The 19,422-nt window shown below is 43.3% G+C and carries 14 protein-coding genes and 1 pseudogene; 6 read left to right on the top strand and 9 right to left on the bottom strand.

The genetic code is table 11. The annotated features are described in order from the left end of the window. Positions 1–36 precede the first annotated feature (36 nt). A complete protein-coding gene (gene sds / locus I8752_RS31775) occupies positions 37–1,008 on the bottom strand; it encodes a solanesyl diphosphate synthase (RefSeq protein ID WP_214436159.1) in 972 nt (323 codons plus the stop codon). A 1,303-nt stretch (positions 1,009–2,311) separates the two neighbouring features. On the opposite strand from sds, the gene I8752_RS31770 reads away from it, so the two are divergent. Then, positions 2,312–2,509, top strand: coding sequence for a hypothetical protein (locus tag I8752_RS31770; RefSeq protein ID WP_214436158.1), 198 nt, complete (start codon positions 2,312–2,314; stop codon positions 2,507–2,509). 67 nt (positions 2,510–2,576) lie between these two features. Here the strand turns inward: I8752_RS31770 and murI are convergent, their stop codons facing one another. The 5 genes from murI to I8752_RS31745 form a co-directional block, all read right to left on the bottom strand. Further along, positions 2,577–3,437: a glutamate racemase gene (murI, locus tag I8752_RS31765; protein WP_214436331.1), complete on the bottom strand. Its 861-nt coding sequence runs from the start codon at positions 3,435–3,437 to the stop codon at positions 2,577–2,579. A gap of 150 nt (positions 3,438–3,587) precedes the next feature. After that, complete coding sequence (locus I8752_RS31760; RefSeq protein ID WP_214436157.1) at positions 3,588–5,480, bottom strand: N-acetylmuramoyl-L-alanine amidase; 1,893 nt, start codon at positions 5,478–5,480, stop codon at positions 3,588–3,590. A gap of 603 nt (positions 5,481–6,083) precedes the next feature. Next, a complete protein-coding gene (locus I8752_RS31755; protein ID WP_214436330.1) occupies positions 6,084–7,934 on the bottom strand; it encodes an N-acetylmuramoyl-L-alanine amidase in 1,851 nt (616 codons plus the stop codon). Positions 7,935–8,651: 717 nt separating this feature from the next. Continuing rightward, positions 8,652–10,130, bottom strand: coding sequence for a cation:proton antiporter (locus I8752_RS31750; protein ID WP_214436156.1), 1,479 nt, complete (start codon positions 10,128–10,130; stop codon positions 8,652–8,654). A 51-nt stretch (positions 10,131–10,181) separates the two neighbouring features. Further along, the gene (locus I8752_RS31745) at positions 10,182–10,619 is read right to left on the bottom strand and encodes an EVE domain-containing protein (protein WP_214436155.1); all 438 of its coding nucleotides are present in this window, start codon (positions 10,617–10,619) and stop codon (positions 10,182–10,184) included. Positions 10,620–10,855: 236 nt separating this feature from the next. On the opposite strand from I8752_RS31745, the gene I8752_RS31740 reads away from it, so the two are divergent. After that, a complete protein-coding gene (locus I8752_RS31740; RefSeq protein WP_214436154.1) occupies positions 10,856–11,602 on the top strand; it encodes an SIMPL domain-containing protein in 747 nt (248 codons plus the stop codon). A gap of 201 nt (positions 11,603–11,803) precedes the next feature. Here the strand turns inward: I8752_RS31740 and I8752_RS31735 are convergent, their stop codons facing one another. Beyond that, positions 11,804–12,163, bottom strand: a complete 360-nt coding sequence (locus tag I8752_RS31735; RefSeq protein ID WP_214436153.1) for a single-stranded DNA-binding protein — start codon at positions 12,161–12,163, stop codon at positions 11,804–11,806. A gap of 364 nt (positions 12,164–12,527) precedes the next feature. Between I8752_RS31735 and I8752_RS31730 the strand changes: the two genes are divergently transcribed. From I8752_RS31730 to mreD, 3 genes are all read left to right on the top strand, one after another. Then, positions 12,528–13,535, top strand: a complete 1,008-nt coding sequence (locus tag I8752_RS31730) for a rod shape-determining protein (protein WP_214436329.1) — start codon at positions 12,528–12,530, stop codon at positions 13,533–13,535. Positions 13,536–13,630: 95 nt separating this feature from the next. Further along, complete coding sequence (gene mreC / locus I8752_RS31725; RefSeq protein WP_214436152.1) at positions 13,631–14,410, top strand: rod shape-determining protein MreC; 780 nt, start codon at positions 13,631–13,633, stop codon at positions 14,408–14,410. 22 nt (positions 14,411–14,432) lie between these two features. Continuing rightward, on the top strand, positions 14,433–15,047 hold the full coding sequence (gene mreD / locus I8752_RS31720; RefSeq protein WP_214436151.1) for a rod shape-determining protein MreD: 615 nt from the start codon (positions 14,433–14,435) through the stop codon (positions 15,045–15,047). 192 nt (positions 15,048–15,239) lie between these two features. Here the strand turns inward: mreD and I8752_RS31715 are convergent, their stop codons facing one another. Next, positions 15,240–15,434, bottom strand: a complete 195-nt coding sequence (locus I8752_RS31715) for a hypothetical protein (RefSeq protein ID WP_214436150.1) — start codon at positions 15,432–15,434, stop codon at positions 15,240–15,242. A gap of 458 nt (positions 15,435–15,892) precedes the next feature. Further along, on the bottom strand, positions 15,893–18,226 hold the full coding sequence (locus I8752_RS31710) for a tetratricopeptide repeat protein (RefSeq protein ID WP_214436149.1): 2,334 nt from the start codon (positions 18,224–18,226) through the stop codon (positions 15,893–15,895). Between the two features lie 91 nt (positions 18,227–18,317). On the opposite strand from I8752_RS31710, the pseudogene I8752_RS38280 reads away from it, so the two are divergent. Continuing rightward, a pseudogene (locus I8752_RS38280) lies at positions 18,318–19,422 on the top strand (ISAs1 family transposase); the annotation flags it as partial.

Genomic DNA, 19,422 nt, shown 5'->3' with positions numbered 1-19,422 from the left:
AAAAATCAAAATTTAAATTCTAAAATTTAAAATTGTTTAGTAAAGCCGACTCAATACATAATCAGTCATGTTAATCAATGCTTGGTGAGATTCGGAGGGTGGAAGAACTGCCAGATGTTCTGCTGCTAACTTGGCGTGGTGAGAAGCTAGTTCCCGTGCCTTTTGTATACCTTGACTATCTTGAATTAGTAGCAATGCTTGCTCTAAATCCCCTTCTTGAGCAAATTCTCTGTCAATTAGCACTTCCAAATAAGGTTTTTCCCTTAAAGCGAATAAAACAGGTGCAGTGAGATTACCGCTTTTGAGGTCAGATCCTGCTGGTTTACCCAAGGTATCTGTTGTACTGGTGAAATCTAAAATATCATCGACAATCTGAAATGCCAAACCAAGATCGCGACCGTAGCTATATAAATGTTCGGCGGTTTCTTGTGAAACTTCACTCAGTAACCCAGCTGCTTTAGAACTGTTGGCAATTAGCGAGGCTGTTTTGTAATAGCTCTTTTTCAGGTAAGTCTCAATCGAAATGTTAGTATCAAATCGATTTAATCCCTGTTGTATCTCTCCAGTAGCCAAATCCATAATGACTTCTGAAAGCAGTTTTACCACCTCTAAGTTGTCCAGGTTTGCCAAATACCACGACGATTGGGCAAAGAGAAAATCTCCTGCTAATACGGCAATGCGGTTACCGAACAGACTATGAACGGTAGGTACACCACGTCGCATCTGGGATTCATCAACCACATCGTCATGCACTAAGCTGGCGGTGTGAATCATTTCCGTGATTTCTGCTAGACGGCGGTGACGCAGCGTAATATCTTGTTCTAACATTGTTGCCCGCGATATCAGCAGAACAATGGCTGGTCTGATACGCTTTCCCCCAGCCCCGAATAGATGTTCGGCTGCTGCAAAGAGAATGGGGTGGCGATTTCCAACTAGCTGCTTTAAGTTATCTGCTAGTAGTAGCAAGTCTGCTTCCACAGGGGTAAACAGGGAGGTGGCTGGGGTCATGGACGGGCGGACTCTGGCTTAGGTTACGAAATTTTACATATCCTATATTCATTTTAAGATAATGCTGTGCCAGCGCAAAATTTTGATTAGAGAATACTCATTCATCCTAATTTGAAATTTTGTAGAAAGTTGAGCCTGTCGCTCGTGAGGTGGTTCCCCAAGTGTAGGAAGTGGGATCTAAGACTGCGACTGCCTCGCTGCGACTCTAAACTACAGCTTGTTTCCCCAACAGACTGCTTCTGTGTTGTAGCAAGTGGCGTTCCTAACTTAGGAGTTATTCTTTTTGTTTTCCCATCCTCATACCAACTCGTAATTAAGAAAGTCCCATTTAGTCTAGGTTCTGGTGAGTTAGCACCGTCTTTGGGCTTTCCACGCTAGTTACTACAATGAGGGAACCCCAAAAACCTACTGACTCTCGGCTATCCATGAGCGACTACATTAGCGACGTTAAAAGCATCACCCCTTCGGGATGTACGGAGTTCATCATAGGTACTTAAGTATTTTCCGTATTTCAATAATGTAAGTGCTAAAATACACTTTTAATGAATTAATTCTAGCCATTGATTGTGAAGCTAAGTCTTTGTTCTTGTCAGCAATCCTTTTTGATTAAGTAGCATCAAAATTTACATCAAGTCTGATTTATTAATATTTGTTTTCTGTTTTAACTATTACATTTTACATATTAGCTATTTTGAAGGTAGGACTAAGTTCTCTTAGCCTTGTGTGTAGCCATTTAGAAAATTTGAAATTTAGTCTCCAAGTAGGCTTAAAATTTAGTGTCGTTATGTTACGCTAAAATATAGGAATTTTAAATTTTTCAATTACTCATCTACCAAAAGTAAATCGCTATTAAGTGAAAATACTTAGGTAGTATTGCTAGCTAGAATAACTCATAGCTATAAATTGAAGTTAAGGAAGTATTTTTTAACTTCTGTTTATGGTAAGACAACTTCTACAGATAGAGTCATAAGGCTATCCTTTAAAGGATTCGCTAAACGCTCTTAGTATGCGTTGAGCAGCAAAGCAGCTCGTAAATCTATGGAAGTGAATTGAAAAATTATGCAGACTAGGTAGACTGCTGAGGAGTGCAGTTATGAATTGCCTTTTGGTAATTTAACTGCTGTAGGATGTGTGGTCTGCACAAAACTCAATCTAATAATAATTTCACTTACCGAAGAGAATATTACTCTACGGATTAATTTGCTATGGCAATCCCCAGCCATCAAGAATGCACTTGATTTGGTTGAGATTTTACTAATTTTATGAAACTTTATATTGTTCTAAGAAAGGTGGTGGTAAAAAAATGATTTACGGGAATGCGCCTATGATGATTTTTATTTTAGCTACTGGATATTTGTTCACTGTTTATCTATTATTGGCACTAGCAAAGCGAACTACACAAAAAGCTGTACCGAGGAATTTTCCTGCGCCATCTCAAGAGAAACACCAACAAAAGTTGGCAGTAACGCCAAAGGTGAGCGAGGTAGTCAATAGTCAATAATTAGGAGTTATGAGTTATTAATTCCAAACTCTTAACTCTTAACTCCTAACTTTATTAAATAGTTTGATTAAAGTTGGGATACTGTCTCAGTAAAACCCACGACTTCAACCATTGGGGTATGCCCCAGCCATTGCACTCCAGATTGAGCAAACTGTTGGGGACAGCCACTGACGACAAAGCGAGTTGGTAATGGGGGATAAGTATTATTTAAGCCGAGCAAGTCTAACTCTTGAGCACAAGCTACTACGGTATGAACAGCTGGATCGACTAGTTTAATCCCAGAAGGCAGAAGCGATCGCAGTACTGGAGCCAACAAGGGATAATGAGTACAGCCATAAACTAGAGTGTCAATTTCTTGCTGTAGTAAAGGCTCTAGATAAGAGCGTGCTACCTCAATAGTGTAGGGGTCGTCGATGCGATTTTGCTCGATGAGTGGTACAAACTCCGGACAACTGACTTGCCAGACTTGGACATTGCGATCGATTTCCAGAATAGCATTTTTGTAGGCATTACTCTTGGCAGTTGCTGGGGTAGCAATCACACCAATACGCTTGCCTTGCTGCACTGCTGCCTTAGCCCCTGGCAGGATAACACCCAAAATAGGTATGTTAAATTCCTGACGCACTATCTCTAGGGCTAGCGCAGAACTTGTGTTGCAAGCCATAATTACCATTTTGACGCGCTGCTGTTGCATCCAAGTGAGGATTTCACGCGCAAACTGTAAAATTTCTGCTTGGGAACGAATTCCGTAAGGAAGTCTAGCTGTATCCCCAAAGTAAACTATTGATTCATTGGGTAATTGCCGATAGAGTTGTCGCAGTACCGTTAGCCCACCCACACCACTGTCAAAAACGCCGATTGGGGCACGTTGAGGTTCTTTATCCGAAAAATCGTAAAGATTACCGTCAAAGATGGAAGATGAATACACAGGCAGATATTGATTGAGGTTTTTGGAATTTAAAATACAAAATTTAGCAGACAATTTGCTAACTGACCACTAAATTCTGTACGCCAAAGAAGTCTATATATCACCTCTTTAATAAGCAATTTGTACTACATTTTTACTTTAGCTGCACTTTTATCTTTGCTTTAAGTACTTGAGGATACCATAAGCGATCGCTTCTGCCATCCGATTTTGGTATTCTCGTGTTGCCAACCGAGGATTATCTTCCCGACCAGTCATATATCCTGTTTCCACTAAAATCGACGGCATAGAACTTTTCCTAAGAACATAGAATCTAGCTTTGCGCGTTCCTCTGTCCTTGATAGTCCCAATATTCTGGAGAATGTTATTGCGAACTACTTCAGCTAAAGCGTATCCACTATCGTAATAGTAAACTTCTAACCCGCTGACATCAGGGCGATTATCAACCGAATTAGCGTGAACGCTGACAAACACAGTCGCATTCGCTCGCTCGGCGATGTCTACCCGTCCTTGAAGTTCTACGAAAAAGTCCGAATCCCGCGTTAGCACTGCTTGTACGCCATTTTGTTCTAAAATTGACGCTATTCTTTGACCAATAGGTAAGACGACATCCTTTTCTAATAGTCCGCCTAAACCAGGCGCTCCAGAGTCTTTACCCCCATGTCCGGGGTCAATGACTACTATCACTTTCCCTGTTGGAACTGAGGTACGCGGTCTGGGTTGGGATATGGGAGGAGGATTGCTAGCGGTTGGATCTGGTGGTGTTAAAGGTGGTAAAGCAACTGGCGGTGTGATTTGACGAGAGCGCTGTAGTTGTAGAGCCAACAATTGGTTACCAACTTGATTGAGTTCGCCAATTTGCACTCCGGCTGCTGGTTGGACAAAGATAACAACCGTATTGGATGCTTGCGATTGCAAGCGTACCCGCAAGATAGGGCTATTAGCATCAAGAGCAGGGCCTGCAACTCTGGGAGCTAACTTAGCATTGGCAATAGTAATGCGAAACAAACCAGTACTTCTATCCCAGCCACCAGTAGCCGATAAAGTTTGGTCGGCTCTAATCAGCAGTTGCGTACCATTACCAGTCAGTTCCACAGACTCAATGGTTGCCAATGAGTCACTAGTAGATGATGTGGGGCTGGGGTTATTATCTCTAGGCAAACTCGCAATCCGACTGTTAGGCAAAACTACAAACCCACCAATGCTACTTGTGGTTGCCCGCCAGTCGGGGCTATTTTTTTCCACCTGCAATGCCATCCGAACGGTTGGTTGTCTGCTTTGCAGTCGGCTGAATTGAATGCGGCTGACACCAAAACGATTCACGGATAAATCTTGTTGCTCTAAACTTGGTGACAAAGAAGCCCCAGAAATATCAATATTTATTGTCTTCTTGTCTTGAGTGCGATTTACCTGAATTTGCGGACTACCACCGCTAGTGCGGACGAAAAAGCCATCGCCCGTGATACGTAAATTCTCTATTTGAGTTACTGTTGCTACAGTGTTGACAATTGGCGATCTGTTAGTTGGCCTATCTGAGTTTGTTGTCACCACATTGTAGATATTTCTTGGGGAAAGTGCCGGACTAGATGCTCCGGTTTCTGGAGGTGTGGCAGGTGTTGGCTGTACCACTGTTTCCGTTGATGAGGCGATTCCCTCAGCTTCTGGAGTTGGTAATTGTACAGTCCAGCGACTGGCAGTTGAGCCGACAAATTGCACTTTCTTTGGGTCTAAAGTATAGCCAGGATTGAGTTCAACGACGATGCGCGTTGTTTGGGGGTCGAATTGCCCCACACGAATTGCCCGCAGTCCACCACCCAACTGTTGCGTTAACTGTGGACGGCCAAATTGAGTTCCGGGTAAATCAATTACCAAACGTGTAGGGTTGAAGACAAGTTGTGCTTGAGGTTGAACACCTTCGGAAGTATTAATTTCTAAGCGGTTATGATTAGCATCAAAACGCCAAGATTCCAGTCTTCCTGCCAAAGCTGGCGACGATAGTAAGAAGATAGTTCCAATAGTACCCGGTAGTAACCAGCGTAATTTCACAGTCTTTGCTCCTGATTCGCGTTCATAGGAATCGTTAATATCTCGACATATTGGTTAAATCCTCACACCGTCACTGCCCTAACTTTAACTTTGAGAGGAAGTTCGTAGATGCTTTTGCAACTTTCCGCAGGTGCGGTGGCTATCATCAATCCAAAACTTCCTTTGCAGCAAAAGAATTTTTGTGCTGGTATTAAAGACACAGCTAATGGCGTAAGATTCTAGCACGCCTCTTTGATTTTGCCATGCTGTTATGGCACAAAAATTCCACCCACACAGCATTAGATAGCATCAAACAAGAGCTAATCAGAATTAACCGCACATAGTCAATTTCAGTCAAATGCACCGATCGCAAAATTACCACTCTTTTCAACTTTTGTAGTAGAGCTGGTGACACCCAACCATGAATATTGTTCCCAATATTTATGGTTGGGTGTATCTAGTAGTACAAGATATTTGGGATTATAAATTTTGCTGAGTCTGAGTGGTGTGAATTATCTCCATGCTAGCAATGCCCGTATAAGCATCCTCTATTAATGACGATTAATATAGGGCTGAAGTGGCGCAATCTCGATGTATTTTCTCGATTTTATCAACCAAAATGACTTATTTTCGTCCTAAGTACTTAAGTATACCGCGAGCGATCGCCTCAGCCATTTGATTTTGATAAGTTGAGGTTTTTAGCTTCGCCACATCCTCTCTACCAGTTAAATAACCTGTTTCCACAAGAATAGCGGGCATCGTATTTTTTCTCAGAACATAAAATCTGGCTCGACGCACTCCTCTGTCTCTGATATTTAAGCTTTGAAGAATAGTCCGATGAACAACGCGAGCTAAACTTAGACCACTGTCATAGTAATACGTTTCCAAACCACTAACATCTGGCCGAGCTGCACCTGCGGAATTAGCATGGATACTGACAAATACATCAGCATTCGCTCTCTGTGCCATCGCTACTCGTCCTTGAAGGCTGACAAAATAATCAGAACTCCTCGTCATCACTACTTGCAGCCCATTTTGTTGTAAAATTTGTGCCACCTTTGCACCAATGGGCAGAATGATATCTTTCTCGCGCACTCCGCCAATACCAAGTGCTCCTGAATCTTTGCCACCGTGTCCGGGGTCAATAATAACTACTACTTTTCCTTTGGGAATTGGGCGCGTTCCGGGCTGGGTTATGGGCTGGGGTCTATCTGTCGGGCTTGGTAATTGTCCTTGGAGTGGTGGTAGAGACAGCGTTCCGGGAATTGTACTTAATCCGCGAGAGCGTTGTAATTGTAGGGATAAAAGCTGGTTGCCTTGATTGAGTCGTCCAATTTGGACTCCCGCTGCTGGTTGAACCAAAACAATTACAGTATTGGGTTGTTGTGTTTGCAGCCGTACCCGCAGAATGGGACTATTGGCATTCAATGTGGGGCCTTTGACTTTGGGTTCTAATTTGGCATTGGCAATGGCAATGCGAAATAAACCAGAGGATCTATCCCAACCACCAGTAGCGGATAGAGATTGGTCAGCTTTAATCAATAGTTGCGTACCATTACCAACTAGTTCCACAGACTGAATTGTTGCTAGCGATTCATTAGCAGAAACGGGTTGTGGCTGATTTGCTTGTGAGTCTGAATTATTACTGCTACTAGGTAATGTGACAACACGACTAGGCAGAACCACCAAACCATCAGTACCGCTGTTAGTTACTCGCCAGTCTGGACTATTTTTGTCTACCCGCAAAGTCATGCGAACAGATGGCGGTCGGGTTTGGAGTTGGGCGAACTCGGCGCGGCTAACACCGTATTTGTTAATCGGTACATTATTTCCCTGCGCTAGTTGTGGTGCTAAAGTTGCGCCAGAGATGTCCATAAAAATAGTAGAGCGATCGCGGCTGCGAATTACTCGCACCGGAGCAGGATTGCTACCGTTGGTACGAATAAAGAATCCATCTCCTGTTACTTGTAATTTCTCTATTTGAGTTGTCCCTGTAGCGCTGACAGCATTCCTTAAAGACTGCGGTTTGGCATCAGAGTTAAGGGTCACGACATTGTAAACATTTTCCGGGCGCGATATTTGTTGTGCTTGTGGTTTTGGTAATTGTACAGTCCAGCGACTGGCAGTTGAGCCAACAAATTGTACTTTCTTCGGGTCTAAGGTATAGCCAGGACTGATTTCAATAACGATACGTGTTGTTTGTGGGTCGAATTGCCCCACACGAATCGCTCGCAGTCCACCACTTAGAGATTGTGTCAACTGTGGACGGCCAAATTGAGTTCCGGGTAAATCTATTACTAAACGTGTAGGGTTGAAGACAAGTTGTGCTTGAGGTTGAACAGCCCCCGAAGTATTAAATTCTAGACGGTTATGATTGGCATCAAAACGCCAAGATTCCAGTTGTCCTGCCAAAGTCGGCGACGATAGTAAGACAATAGTTCCAATAGTACTGGGTAGTAACCAGTTTAATTTCACAGTCTTTTCTCCTGATTCGCGTTCATGGGGCCGCCAATATTTCAACATCTCAAAATATTGGTAAATCGTCACACCTTCACCACTTAAATCTTTAACTTTGATATTTTCTTTGATTTTTATGCTGATATCAAGATGCAATTAGTTGCATAAATTCTTGGTATGTCCTCTAAAATTCTGCTTTACTATCAGCGCATAAAATTTATGCCCACATAGCATCAAATGCAACAAAAATATCATCATAATTATTCAGGTAATGATACTTGACCGAAGTCAACGCTCGACGTTGAGTTGTTTGATTGTTGGCAAGCAATGTCCGGCGACAAAAATTCTAACTACTTGCAAGATGATGTGGCAGTTGCAGGTACTACTTCCTAATTACCGAAAAAAATCTCTAAAAATGTCTAAATTGAAACTAGAAAATGGAGTATGACTGGCAACAAACATTGCGAATGCTAGTAGTAATGAGACAAAAACTAATTCAGGGACGCAGAATTGACAATAGAAGTTTCCATTAATAATTAGCAAAATCTTTCAAGTGGAATGAAGAGTAGGGAAAAGGTTAAAGGGTAAGGGACGAAGAAAAAGAACTTTGCTTAACATTCCATTTCTCTTTCCTCCTCTACGCTAAACTTGCTTACCCTTCCCCCTACCCAAGGGGTTTTGACTTCTAACTTCCTAAACAAGCACCCTGGAAAGATTTGTCAAACTCACCTTTGATTAACTATCCAAAGAATCCGGTATGACTTCTCGACTTCCTCCATCGTTTGAAGCTGACAATATCGACTGAGGTGATTCTATTGCTACCGATGTCCCAGAAGCACCGTCTAAAATCAATTTTTCTGAGTCTTGTACCGGGTTTTTTGATTCTGGAAATACCAAACGTAACAAGGGGGGAGCTAAAAAGGTAGTCAGGATAACCATCATGATAATTGCTGCCCCTAATGGTTTAGAGAGAACGCCGCTGGCAGCACCAACACCAGCAAATACCAATCCAACTTCACCCCTAGGAATCATTCCTACACCAATCGCTAACCTGTTAATTTCAGGTTGACCAAATACACTCAAACCTGTGATTACTTTACCGATAATGGCTACTGTAATCAGGAAAATTGCCATAATCAGTCCTTCTCGATTCTCAGGAATTGCTGGGTTCAATACTCCTAAATCGGTTTTTGCCCCAACAGTCACAAAGAAAATCGGTACAAGCATATCAGCAATGGGAATAACTTGCTTTTGCAGTTCTTTGCGCTTATCGGTTTCTTCTAAGACTAAACCTGCCGCAAAAGCGCCCAAAATCGCTTCTAATTGGATAACAGCAGCAAGGTATGCCATTACAAAAGCGAAGATAAACGCTGGTATTACCAATTCGCCGCGTGTCTTGAGTTTATCAGCGATCGCGACAAAGGTCTTATTGAAAACGTTGCCTAGCACGATCGCACCCAAAAGAAAGCCACTGGCACTGATAATCAGATAAATGACTTTGCCTACATCTACAACGCCATCTTTAGCTAAACTGGCGACTACTGCTAAAACTATGATTCCCAACACATCGTCAATCACAGCAGCACCCAGAATTATTTGCCCTTCTTTAGAATTGAGCTTTCCGATTTCTGACAACACTTTGGAAGTAATACCAATACTAGTGGCAGTCAAAGCCGCCCCAGCAAAAATTGCAGGCACAGCACCGATACCAAACAAAATCATTAAACCTGCTGTTCCCGCCGTAAAGGGTACTATCACACCCACGACTGCTACAATCGTTGCTTGAATACCAACTGCCATCAGGTCTTTGAGGTTTGACTCTAAACCAATCTCAAATAGCAGGATAATCACGCCCAGTTCTGCTAAAACAGAAACGACCTCCGACTGTGCGGCAAACACTGCTGGAGTGGCTTCGGGACTTAAACCAGCAGTGGTCTGGAGAAAAGTCACGATCAGAGAGTTAGAACTGTCTGCGCCACCTTCGGGAAACACTAACAGGTGCAAGACAGAGATGCCCACTACTACACCACCTACAAGTTCGCCTAAAACAGGCGGCAAACCCACTAAGTTGGATAATTCCCCACCAACTTTACTGGCGAAGTAAACTACTACTAAACTGAGCAGCACTGCTGCTACTACCATAGAACTGTCTGCTGTTTCTGTTGTGCTTGCCAACAGAGGAGAAGAGAAGTTGATTGCACTTAAAAACTGCATTTGTTCTCCGAAAATCCTTCTCTTTAATTTTTACTTCTTTAGGGAAACCAACTATTGGGAGATTTTCTTTAGATTAATTGGTGGGGTGTCTGTCAATTCGAGTAGGCGCTGCCAATGAAGCTGAGAAACTGGGACTACAGAAAGCCTGGGAAGTCGCACCAAGTCAAAGTCTGCGAATTTGCTATCCTGCTTGATTTGGGCGAGGGTAATGGGCACAGAGACTTTTCGCAAGGCTCGCACATCCACGACTACGAGTTTAGCGTCATTGAATTTTGGATCGGCATAAGGTTCGCTGATGACTTCTGCCACACCTATAATTTGACGTTCTTTACCTGTGTGATAAATTAATGCCAAATCGCTAGGAAGCATTGCACGTAAATGTTTGAGAGCTAAGGAATTATTAACTCCATCCCAAACTGTACTGCCGTCCCCTTCTAGGTCAAAGTATGAATAATCTTCTGGTTCAGTTTTCAGCAGCCAATATGCCATGACAAAGTTTCTCTAAATTTTGACGTAATTTTTTTAGTTTCCAAAAATGTAACCATTGCCACTTTTGACTGTAGCAATGTCAAAGTAGGAACATATAAATCGTATCTATCAATTGCAATTTAGAGACGCAAAGCTCATGGTGGCTGTTAACTGTTTGTAGTTGACAGTTAGTGATAATTGCTAGATACGTGTTATTAAAAGCATCTGTAGCTATTTTTGAGAGGAGTGCAAATTTTATGTATAGAGCCGCTTTATCGGGTTCTCAATTTCATGCTGGGAATTTTTGGAAAACCTTACCGTTAGTCTTGCTGCTATTTATGACTTTTGTCCAGCCTGCATCGGCAGAAGAGAAAGAAAAATTGTGGCACACCCTAACGGTCAGCGGTCGTGGTACAGAATCAATTCCTACAACTCTGTCGGAAGTTAATTTAGGAGTTGAGATTCAGGGGAAAACTGCACAGGAAGTACAGCAAGAAGCTGCCCGCAGGTCAGCAGCTGTGGTCGCTCTACTCAAAAGCCGGAATGTGGAAAAATTACAAACCACTGGTATCCGTCTTAACCCTGTTTATAGCTATACCAATAATGTGCAGCGAATTACTGGCTATGCAGCTAGTAATACTGTGAGTTTTCGGATCGCTACTGAGAAAGCTGGTACTTTGTTAGATGAAGCGGTGAAAGCAGGTGCGACGCAAATTAATGGTATCAGTTTTATCGCTAGTGACGAGGCGATCGCAGCAGCTCGCCAACAAGCACTCAAAGAAGCTACCCAAGACGCTCGACAGCAAGCTAATGCTGTTTTCAGTGCCCTCGGTTTCCAACCTAAAGAAGTAGTAAGTATTAAAGTTGACAATGCAAATGCGCCGCCACCACCTGTTTTGTACCGTGCTGAGGCTGCGAAGGTAGCCGACCAAGTTGCTTCCACCCCTGTAGTTGGTGGCGAACAACAAGTAGAAGCGTCGGTGACATTGCAAATTAGTTATTAGTCAATTGTCAGTGGTCAGTAGTTAGTAGTGCTGAGGAGCCACTGCGTTGCGGTGAATCAGTGCTGCGGGAGGGTTTACCTCCGCAGGCAACTGTGAACCCGAAGGGGGGTTCCCCCTGTTGAAGCAAGTAGTTAAGGAGTTTTATCTTCTCCTGCCTCCTGCCTCCTGACAACTGACAACTGACAACTGACAACTGACCAATTAAAAATTCTCTGGCGAGAAATCTCCGCCCCCATCTCTATCTTGCTTGGAACCTAATAAATCGAGTTGGTCTACTCTAATTATCGGTGTAGAACGGTTGGCTCCAGTTTGGCGATCGCTCCATGTGTCAAACTTCAAGGAACCCTTCACTCCTATCAGGCTACCTTTCCGCACGTAATTGCCTGCCACCTCTGCTGTTTTGTCCCATAATTCTAAAGTGAACCAGTCAGGTTCATCGCTGTTACGAGCTCTGCGCCTCACAGCTAGTGTTAATTTACACTTGACACTACCAGACTCAAAATATTTAATATCTGGGTCGCTGCCTACACGACCAACTAGAGTGACAATGTTGATACTCATGTGCGTTACCTTTTAGTACGGGCGTACTGATTAATTTTGACTTCCATCATAGCGAATTGTGAACCTATTGAAAATGTGTTAAAAACTGAACAACATTTTTGGGTATAACAATGTGAGAAATGACTTAGGGAAACTAAAAAACTATACGGATATACAGAATCAGCCAAAGAATATCGAAAGCATAGATGCCTGATATCTAGCAAGACTTGCCAAAAGTCCAATAAAATAGCCTAGTTGGCTGGACTCAGGATAAAAAACGTCATAAAATCCAGCACGATTAACATCAGACAGTTGTAGTCAAATAACGCAATAGGGGGCGTAGACACGCGTGGGTCTTTTTAGAAACTTTCGCTCTTCGTGGGATATGGGTATCGACCTCGGTACTGCAAATACCCTCGTTTATGTATCTGGTAAAGGTATTGTACTCCAAGAACCTTCTGTAGTTGCTATCGATCAAAACGAAAAGGTAGCACTGGCAGTAGGAGAAGAAGCCAAAAAAATGCTCGGTCGCACACCTGATAATGTGGTTGCCTTACGCCCCTTGCGTGATGGCGTAATCGCTGACTTTGATACTGCCGAGATCATGCTCAAAAGCTTTATTCAACGAGTAAATGAAGGTAGATCCTTAGTTTTACCTCGAATTGTTATTGGGATTCCCAGTGGTGTCACGGGAGTAGAAAGGCGCGCTGTGATGGATGCAGCCATTCAGGCTGGAGCCAGAGAAGTATATTTAATTGATGAGCCAGTAGCAGCAGCAATTGGTGCAGGACTACCAGTTGCCGAACCCACAGGCAACATGATTATTGACATTGGTGGCGGTACAACAGAAGTTGCAGTACTGAGTCTTCAGGGTACTGTAATCAGCGAATCAGTACGTATTGCTGGGGATGAACTAACTGAATCAATCATTATGTATATGAAAAAAGTTCATAACTTAGTGATTGGGGAACGTACTGCTGAAGAAATTAAAATTCGCCTTGGCTCTGCTTATCCCACCAACGATGATAACGATGCCATGATGGAAGTGCGAGGCTTACATATGCTTTCTGGCCTACCGCGAACTGTCACCCTCAAAGGGCCAGAAATTCGTGAAAGTATGTTGGAACCGCTATCAGTAATCATAGAAGCTGTGAAGCGGACATTGGAACGCACGCCTCCAGAACTAGCAGCAGACATTATCGATCGCGGCATTATGTTAGCTGGTGGCGGTGCTTTGCTGAAAGGCATAGATACCTTGATTAGCCATGAAACGGGGATTGTAACCCACATTGCGGCCGACCCTCTCAGTTGTGTTGTCCTGGGAACAGGTCGAGTGTTAGAAAACTTCAAACAGCTGGAACGGGTTTTCAGCGGGCGTTCTCGGAATATGTAGAAAAAATATCAGATATTGGGTTCTATTCGGCTTTGATTTGGGTTCTATATAAGTAGAATCCAATATCTTCTTGAAATTATAAAAAATAGGTATAGATGGTTACTCTACGTCGTTGGTGGGATCGGAAGGGGTTACAAATCGGGTTACTGGCTTTGGTGTTAGGTAGTGCATGGATACTGCGGCAGACTCAAGGTACGCTACTGCTAGAAGTTTACCAAGCAATAACCAAACCATTACAAATGTTGCAGGCAGGGCCGACTCCGGAAGAAAGGGTTAAAGATGCCCGATTCTTAGAGTTGCAAACGCGCATAGCAGATTTGGAAAGTCAAAATAAAAAGCTACAAAATTTGTTAGGCTACGTCGAGCAACAGCCACTTTCATCGCGCCCAGTCATAGCACAGGTAGTGGGACGCAGTGCTGACCACTGGTGGCAACAAGTTACTCTGAATCGTGGCTCAAATGCAGGTATTCAAGAAGGCTTTATTGTCAAGGCTGATGGTGGATTAATAGGTCTGGTAGAAAGTGTAACTCCGAACACCAGCCGCATATTGTTAATTAGCGACCTGAAAAGTCAAGTGGGTGTGACTATTAGCCGGACTTCAGCCAAGGGAGTTTTGCGGGGAGATTCTTCTCCGGATGGTGTGCTGGAGTTTTATGAAAAGGTTCCCAATGTGAAGGTGGGAGATTTAGTTTCTACCTCTACTTATAGTCAGAAGTTTCCCGCTGGTTTGGCTGTAGGACGGATCAAGTCTTTAGATTTAAAGAAACTCCCAGCATCAGTGGCAAAAGTTGAGCTTTTCCCGCAGATCGGGTCGCTGGAATGGGTTGCTGTATATCCCAAGCCAACAAACCAAGAACCGCAAAAGTCTAATTAGATTCGGAAAATTTCTCAAAATAATGAAGATACCTTCATTTGGTGGCAGCAAGTTTAAAAAGCCAAAATCATCACAGCGAAAATCTAAGATTTACAAGCCTCTTGCTCGTTGGCATCCAGCTATGCGTCAGTTACTAGATTGGGCGGTGACGGTTGGCTCTGTACTGCTATGTTTAATGATGTTGCCAACCCGCCTTCCTGGTATGGAATTGCTGGGAATTGGCCCTAATTGGTTGTTAATTTGGGTAGTGGCTTGGAGTGTCAAGCGTCCAGTCTGGGAAGGATTATTAGCAGGTGTAGTTATGGGATTACTTCAAGATGCGATGACATCACCAAACCCCACTCACGCTATAACTTTAGGGCTAGTGGGACTGCTAACAGGTCTAATTCAGAAACAGCGTTTTATCCAAGAAGATTTTATTTCTATTGCTTTAATTGTTTTCGTGATGGCAATTTTGGCAGAAACTGTTTTTGGGTTGCAATTAACTTTGATGGGCGATCGCAAAGCAGAATACATTTGGGGATATTATCAGCGAGTAGCTCTCGCATCTGCCATTCTCAGTAGTCTTTGGGCCCCTGTGGTTTATTATCCCCTGAATAGCTGGTGGCAGAAGATGAAATTATTCGAGCAATCTTAGCAAAGTGCTGAGTGCTGAGTGCTGAGTGCTGAGTAAAAACCCAATTTTTTCAGGGTTTTGAGGAATCAACATTGTCCTAACACTAGTGACTAAGACTATAGTTTTCAGGTGTCGTTGGCATTAGGAAAAACACCACTTTGCAATTAAATAAATCACCGTAGGGGCACAACAATGTTGTGCCCTTTTGATTATTCAGTAACATTCAGGCTTTGAGTGAGAACGTTCTTGTTTTGAAGTCGAATGTTCTCGTTTTGAAGTCAAATGTTCTCGTTCTGAAGTGGAACGTTCTTGTTTTGAAGTCGAATGTTCGCGTTCTGAAGTCAAACGTTCTCGTTCTGAAGTCGAATGTTCTCGTTCTGAAGTCGAATGTTCTCGTTCTGAAGTCAAACGTTCTTATTTTGAGGTGCAACGTTCACCTTCTGAACTCGAATCATTCACCTTTTAAAAAGATTAATTACAAAAATAACTAGATTGTACGGGCATGGTATCTAAAAATTGACACTGAGACAGAAATGCGATCGCTGCTGTGCTCCAACAGACTCGATAATTGATGTTTTAATATTTACTTATACCTGGAATAGCACGCCTAACACCATTTCCATTTAATAATGATGCAAATACGTTGGTGAGGGTACAACAATGTTGTGCCCCTACGAGAAATCTATATGTATCGCGGTTTTTGGGGATTACTATAAACCCTCACCGTAGGCGAAGAGGGCAATAACAGGTAATCTATTTTGGTACATGGGCAGACAATATTATTGCGCTTTTACCCCATTGTGCTGAACTATGCCTGATTTTCGCGTCCAAATCTCCATCTGCGATCGTCTTTAATTACGAATTATTTAACCTTGCTCCTCTAACAACTCGTTGAGCGTGTTGCGATCGGCAATACCCCGCAGAATAGCATTGATAATCGGAGCATCTGTCCCAACTAAAGGCTCGCACAGCACGTCCTCATCTCTCTCACCTTCTAATACCAAGCGAATGGCAGCTACGAGATTACCCCAACCATTTTTCACCTGATTTTCTAGAAAAGGTTCTAGCTGTTGCCTCACTTCTGCATCATTCACCGCCGCAACAACCGCAGCAATTAACTGCCCATACTGTCGCAACTCATAGCGCGTCCCAGCAAATGCTACTTTTGCCTGCCGTGACAGGCGACGATATGCTTTAGCTTGGGTGCTATCGCCCTGTTTATCAGTAATTTCAGCCAAAAGTCCATAATTTGTCCAGATCTCAGCTACAGCAGGGTCTAAAGTTTGCTTGATAGCTAATGCTTCTTCTGCTAATTGCCGCGCTTCTGGCAGGCGGTGGGGTTGGTTTTGTAGGAAGCCAGAGAGGTTGTTGAGTGAGATTGATACTTGTAACTTATCTTCCGTAGATTTTGCACCTGAGATCGCCTTACGATACCAAGCCTCTGCGTCCTTCTGTTTGCCAGTGTTTTCATTGACTATAGCTAATTGATTCCAAGTGCTTGCAGCACCTCCCAGATCACCTTGAGATTCCTGAATACGTGCTGATTTTCGGTAGGCATCTTCAGCTGCGTCCCACTGCTTGGCTTTTTCGTATACCATACCCAGATTATGCCAAGCTGCAGCTTCCATTCCTGGTTCATTCAGTTCCTGGGATATAGTCAAGATTTCACGGTAGCGTTGTTCGGCTTCTGGCAAGTTGCCTTGCCGCAAAGCGAGGCTGCCAAGTTGACCATTTATGACCACAACGCCACGAAAGTTTTCAATTTCTTTGTCAATAGCCAATGAAGCTTCATAAGCTGTTCGTGCTTCATCATAATTCCCCATATCTGTTAGCACATCCGCCAATTCAGTCTGCGAAATATTCATTAGCCACTTCACATCATCAGACTGTTCTAACTGTTTTACCACTGCTAATGCCTGACGGTAATATCTTGCTGCCTGTGCTGCTTGTCCTTGATCTAGTAAGCATCGCCCTAGCAAATTTAAAATCATACAGTGTTCATAACTTGGTTGCTCACCCAAAGCAACAAGTATCTCACCAAACACCTGCGCCGCTTCTTGATAGCGTCCGACCTTAAGTAATTGCTGACCTACATTAGTTTGGGCGAGAAACCATGTCCAAGAACCCACTTTTCCCTGAACCTTTTCAACTCGTTGCGTTAGTGCATCCCTATCGTTATTGAGTCCGAAGTAGTTGAGAAACCAATTTATATTATTAACAAACTCCAGTGCCCATTCTTCCCCTGCAAATAACGCACCTTGGACTGCATATAGCAAATTCGGCAGTTCTTTCTGGGCAATGAAACGGGCTTGATGAGGATTTTTTCTATCTTCAACATACAAATGACGAGATAATTGATAATACCGCAGGCGATGACGGGCAAGGAGTTCCCCCTGTGCCTCTGGTGAAAGGCGCGACCACAAAACGGGGGCTAAGGTGGGGTGAAATTTTAGGAAAGGAAAACGGACACCCGGCACATTTTCCGGTTGAATCAAGCCTGTGTTCTCCAGTGCTGGGCGTAGCTGTTGCCACTGTGAGTTAGAAAATTCGGTAATTGCTAACAAATCATCCTCAAACGCCCCTCCCTGAAACACGCCCAACTTCGGCAACAACTCCCGCGCCTCATCATCCAAGCGTTCCAAAGACAAATTCAAGGACGCTAACAAGGGATTATCGGGTGTTTCCACAATCAACGCTGCCAACCGTTCCCCCAACTCTGCTACTGGGCGAATTTTCAACTGTCGCGCCAATAAACCGAGGGAGAGAGGATGATAATCGACTAACCGAAATAATCGCCACAACTCTTTTCGTTCCGGCAGTTTATATACAGGTGAAGGCGGTAGCTTCCACAAACTTTGGATATACGCCAATGCATCTTCTTGCCCCAAGCCTGACAATGGCAATGACCGATGTTTTAAACTGCCCTCAATGGCATAGTCTGAATGATAAAAATTCGGTGTGCGGCTGGTGAGTAATAGGCGACATTGCCCTACCTCTGACCATTGTTTCGCCACAGTTAACAATTCTTGCAATGCTTGGGGCTGCAAGGTTTCCAAGTTATCTAAAATTAATAACGTCAGTGTTTGCCCTAAAGCCGCAGTCGCCGCCGCTACATCAATTAAATTCTGCCCCAACACCGTCGCTAAGGTACTCACTGCCAACCCTACAGCATCCACTCCCTGAAAGGCGGCATAATCCACAAAACATACTCTCCCAAACATCCCCGTGCGCGACAACCACCGCCCCGCCTCTGCTGCTAAATAGGTTTTCCCTTGTCCACCAAAACCCGATATGGTAATGCGCCGCGTTCCTTGGACAAACCAGCGTTCAATGTTCCATAATTCCCGACTGCGACCGAAGAAACCTGCTTCTTGGAGTTCGGGGAGGTTGGTGGAAGAGGAGGCAGGGCTGTTTCATTCCCGCTCAACAGGTAAAATTGCAAGTGTTGAGGGGAGGAAAATTATGGGTACTTCTCTGATTGAACAATTGAAGCAAGTGGAAGATTTTAGAACTCTAGATGGTCGAAGGCATCCACTCTGGTTGGTATTAGTATTTGTAATAATGGGCACCATGAATGGATACGTCGGTTATCGCGCATGGGGAGATTTCGTCAAACGGCATCGTTGGGCATTGATAAAAACATTTGAAATACAAAAACATGGTGTTCCTTCTTACTCAACAATCCGACGTGTAATCATGGGAGTAGACTTTGAGGAACTGGTGAAAATATTTAACCATTGGGCTCAGAATTCCGTTGATATAGCCGAATCAGAATGGTTGAGCGTGGATGGTAAAAGTATCAAAGGCACAGTCCAAAACTACAATTCATCCAGTCAAAATTTCGTCAGCATAGTATCAGTATTTGCAAGTAAAAGAGGACTTGTTATCGGCATGAAACAATTGAAAAATAAGGAGGAGAGTGAAATTCCAGTTGTACAAAATTTAATTACAGCTTTGGATATCAAAGGTGCTGTATTCAGTTTTGATTCTCTGCATTGCCAAAAAAAACTTGCCAGTTAGTTATAGAAAGTGGCAACGATTACGTAATTGCCGTTAAAGATAATCAACCAAAATTACATCGTCATATTCAACGCATTGCTGCCAATGGCTTGCCCAGAAGTCGTTATATAGAGACCGAAAAAACTAAGAATAGACTGACAACAAGGACTGTTGAAGTTTTTGATGATTTAAATGGAATTGACCTATCCTGGGCGGGAATTAAGGACTTAATTCGAGTTCAAAGAACTGGAACGCGAGGAGGTCAACCATATCATGAGGTTGTCTGTTACATTAGTAGCCTCATTCATTCGGCACGAGAATTTGCTTGTGGTATTCGCGGTCATTGGAGTATCGAAAATCGCCTCCATTGGATTAAAGACGTAGTTATGAAGGAGGA

The organism is Dendronalium phyllosphericum CENA369, assembly GCF_016056275.1.
GTDB lineage: Bacteria > Cyanobacteriota > Cyanobacteriia > Cyanobacteriales > Nostocaceae > Dendronalium > Dendronalium phyllosphericum.
This window is presented reverse-complemented; position numbering and strand designations above follow the sequence as displayed.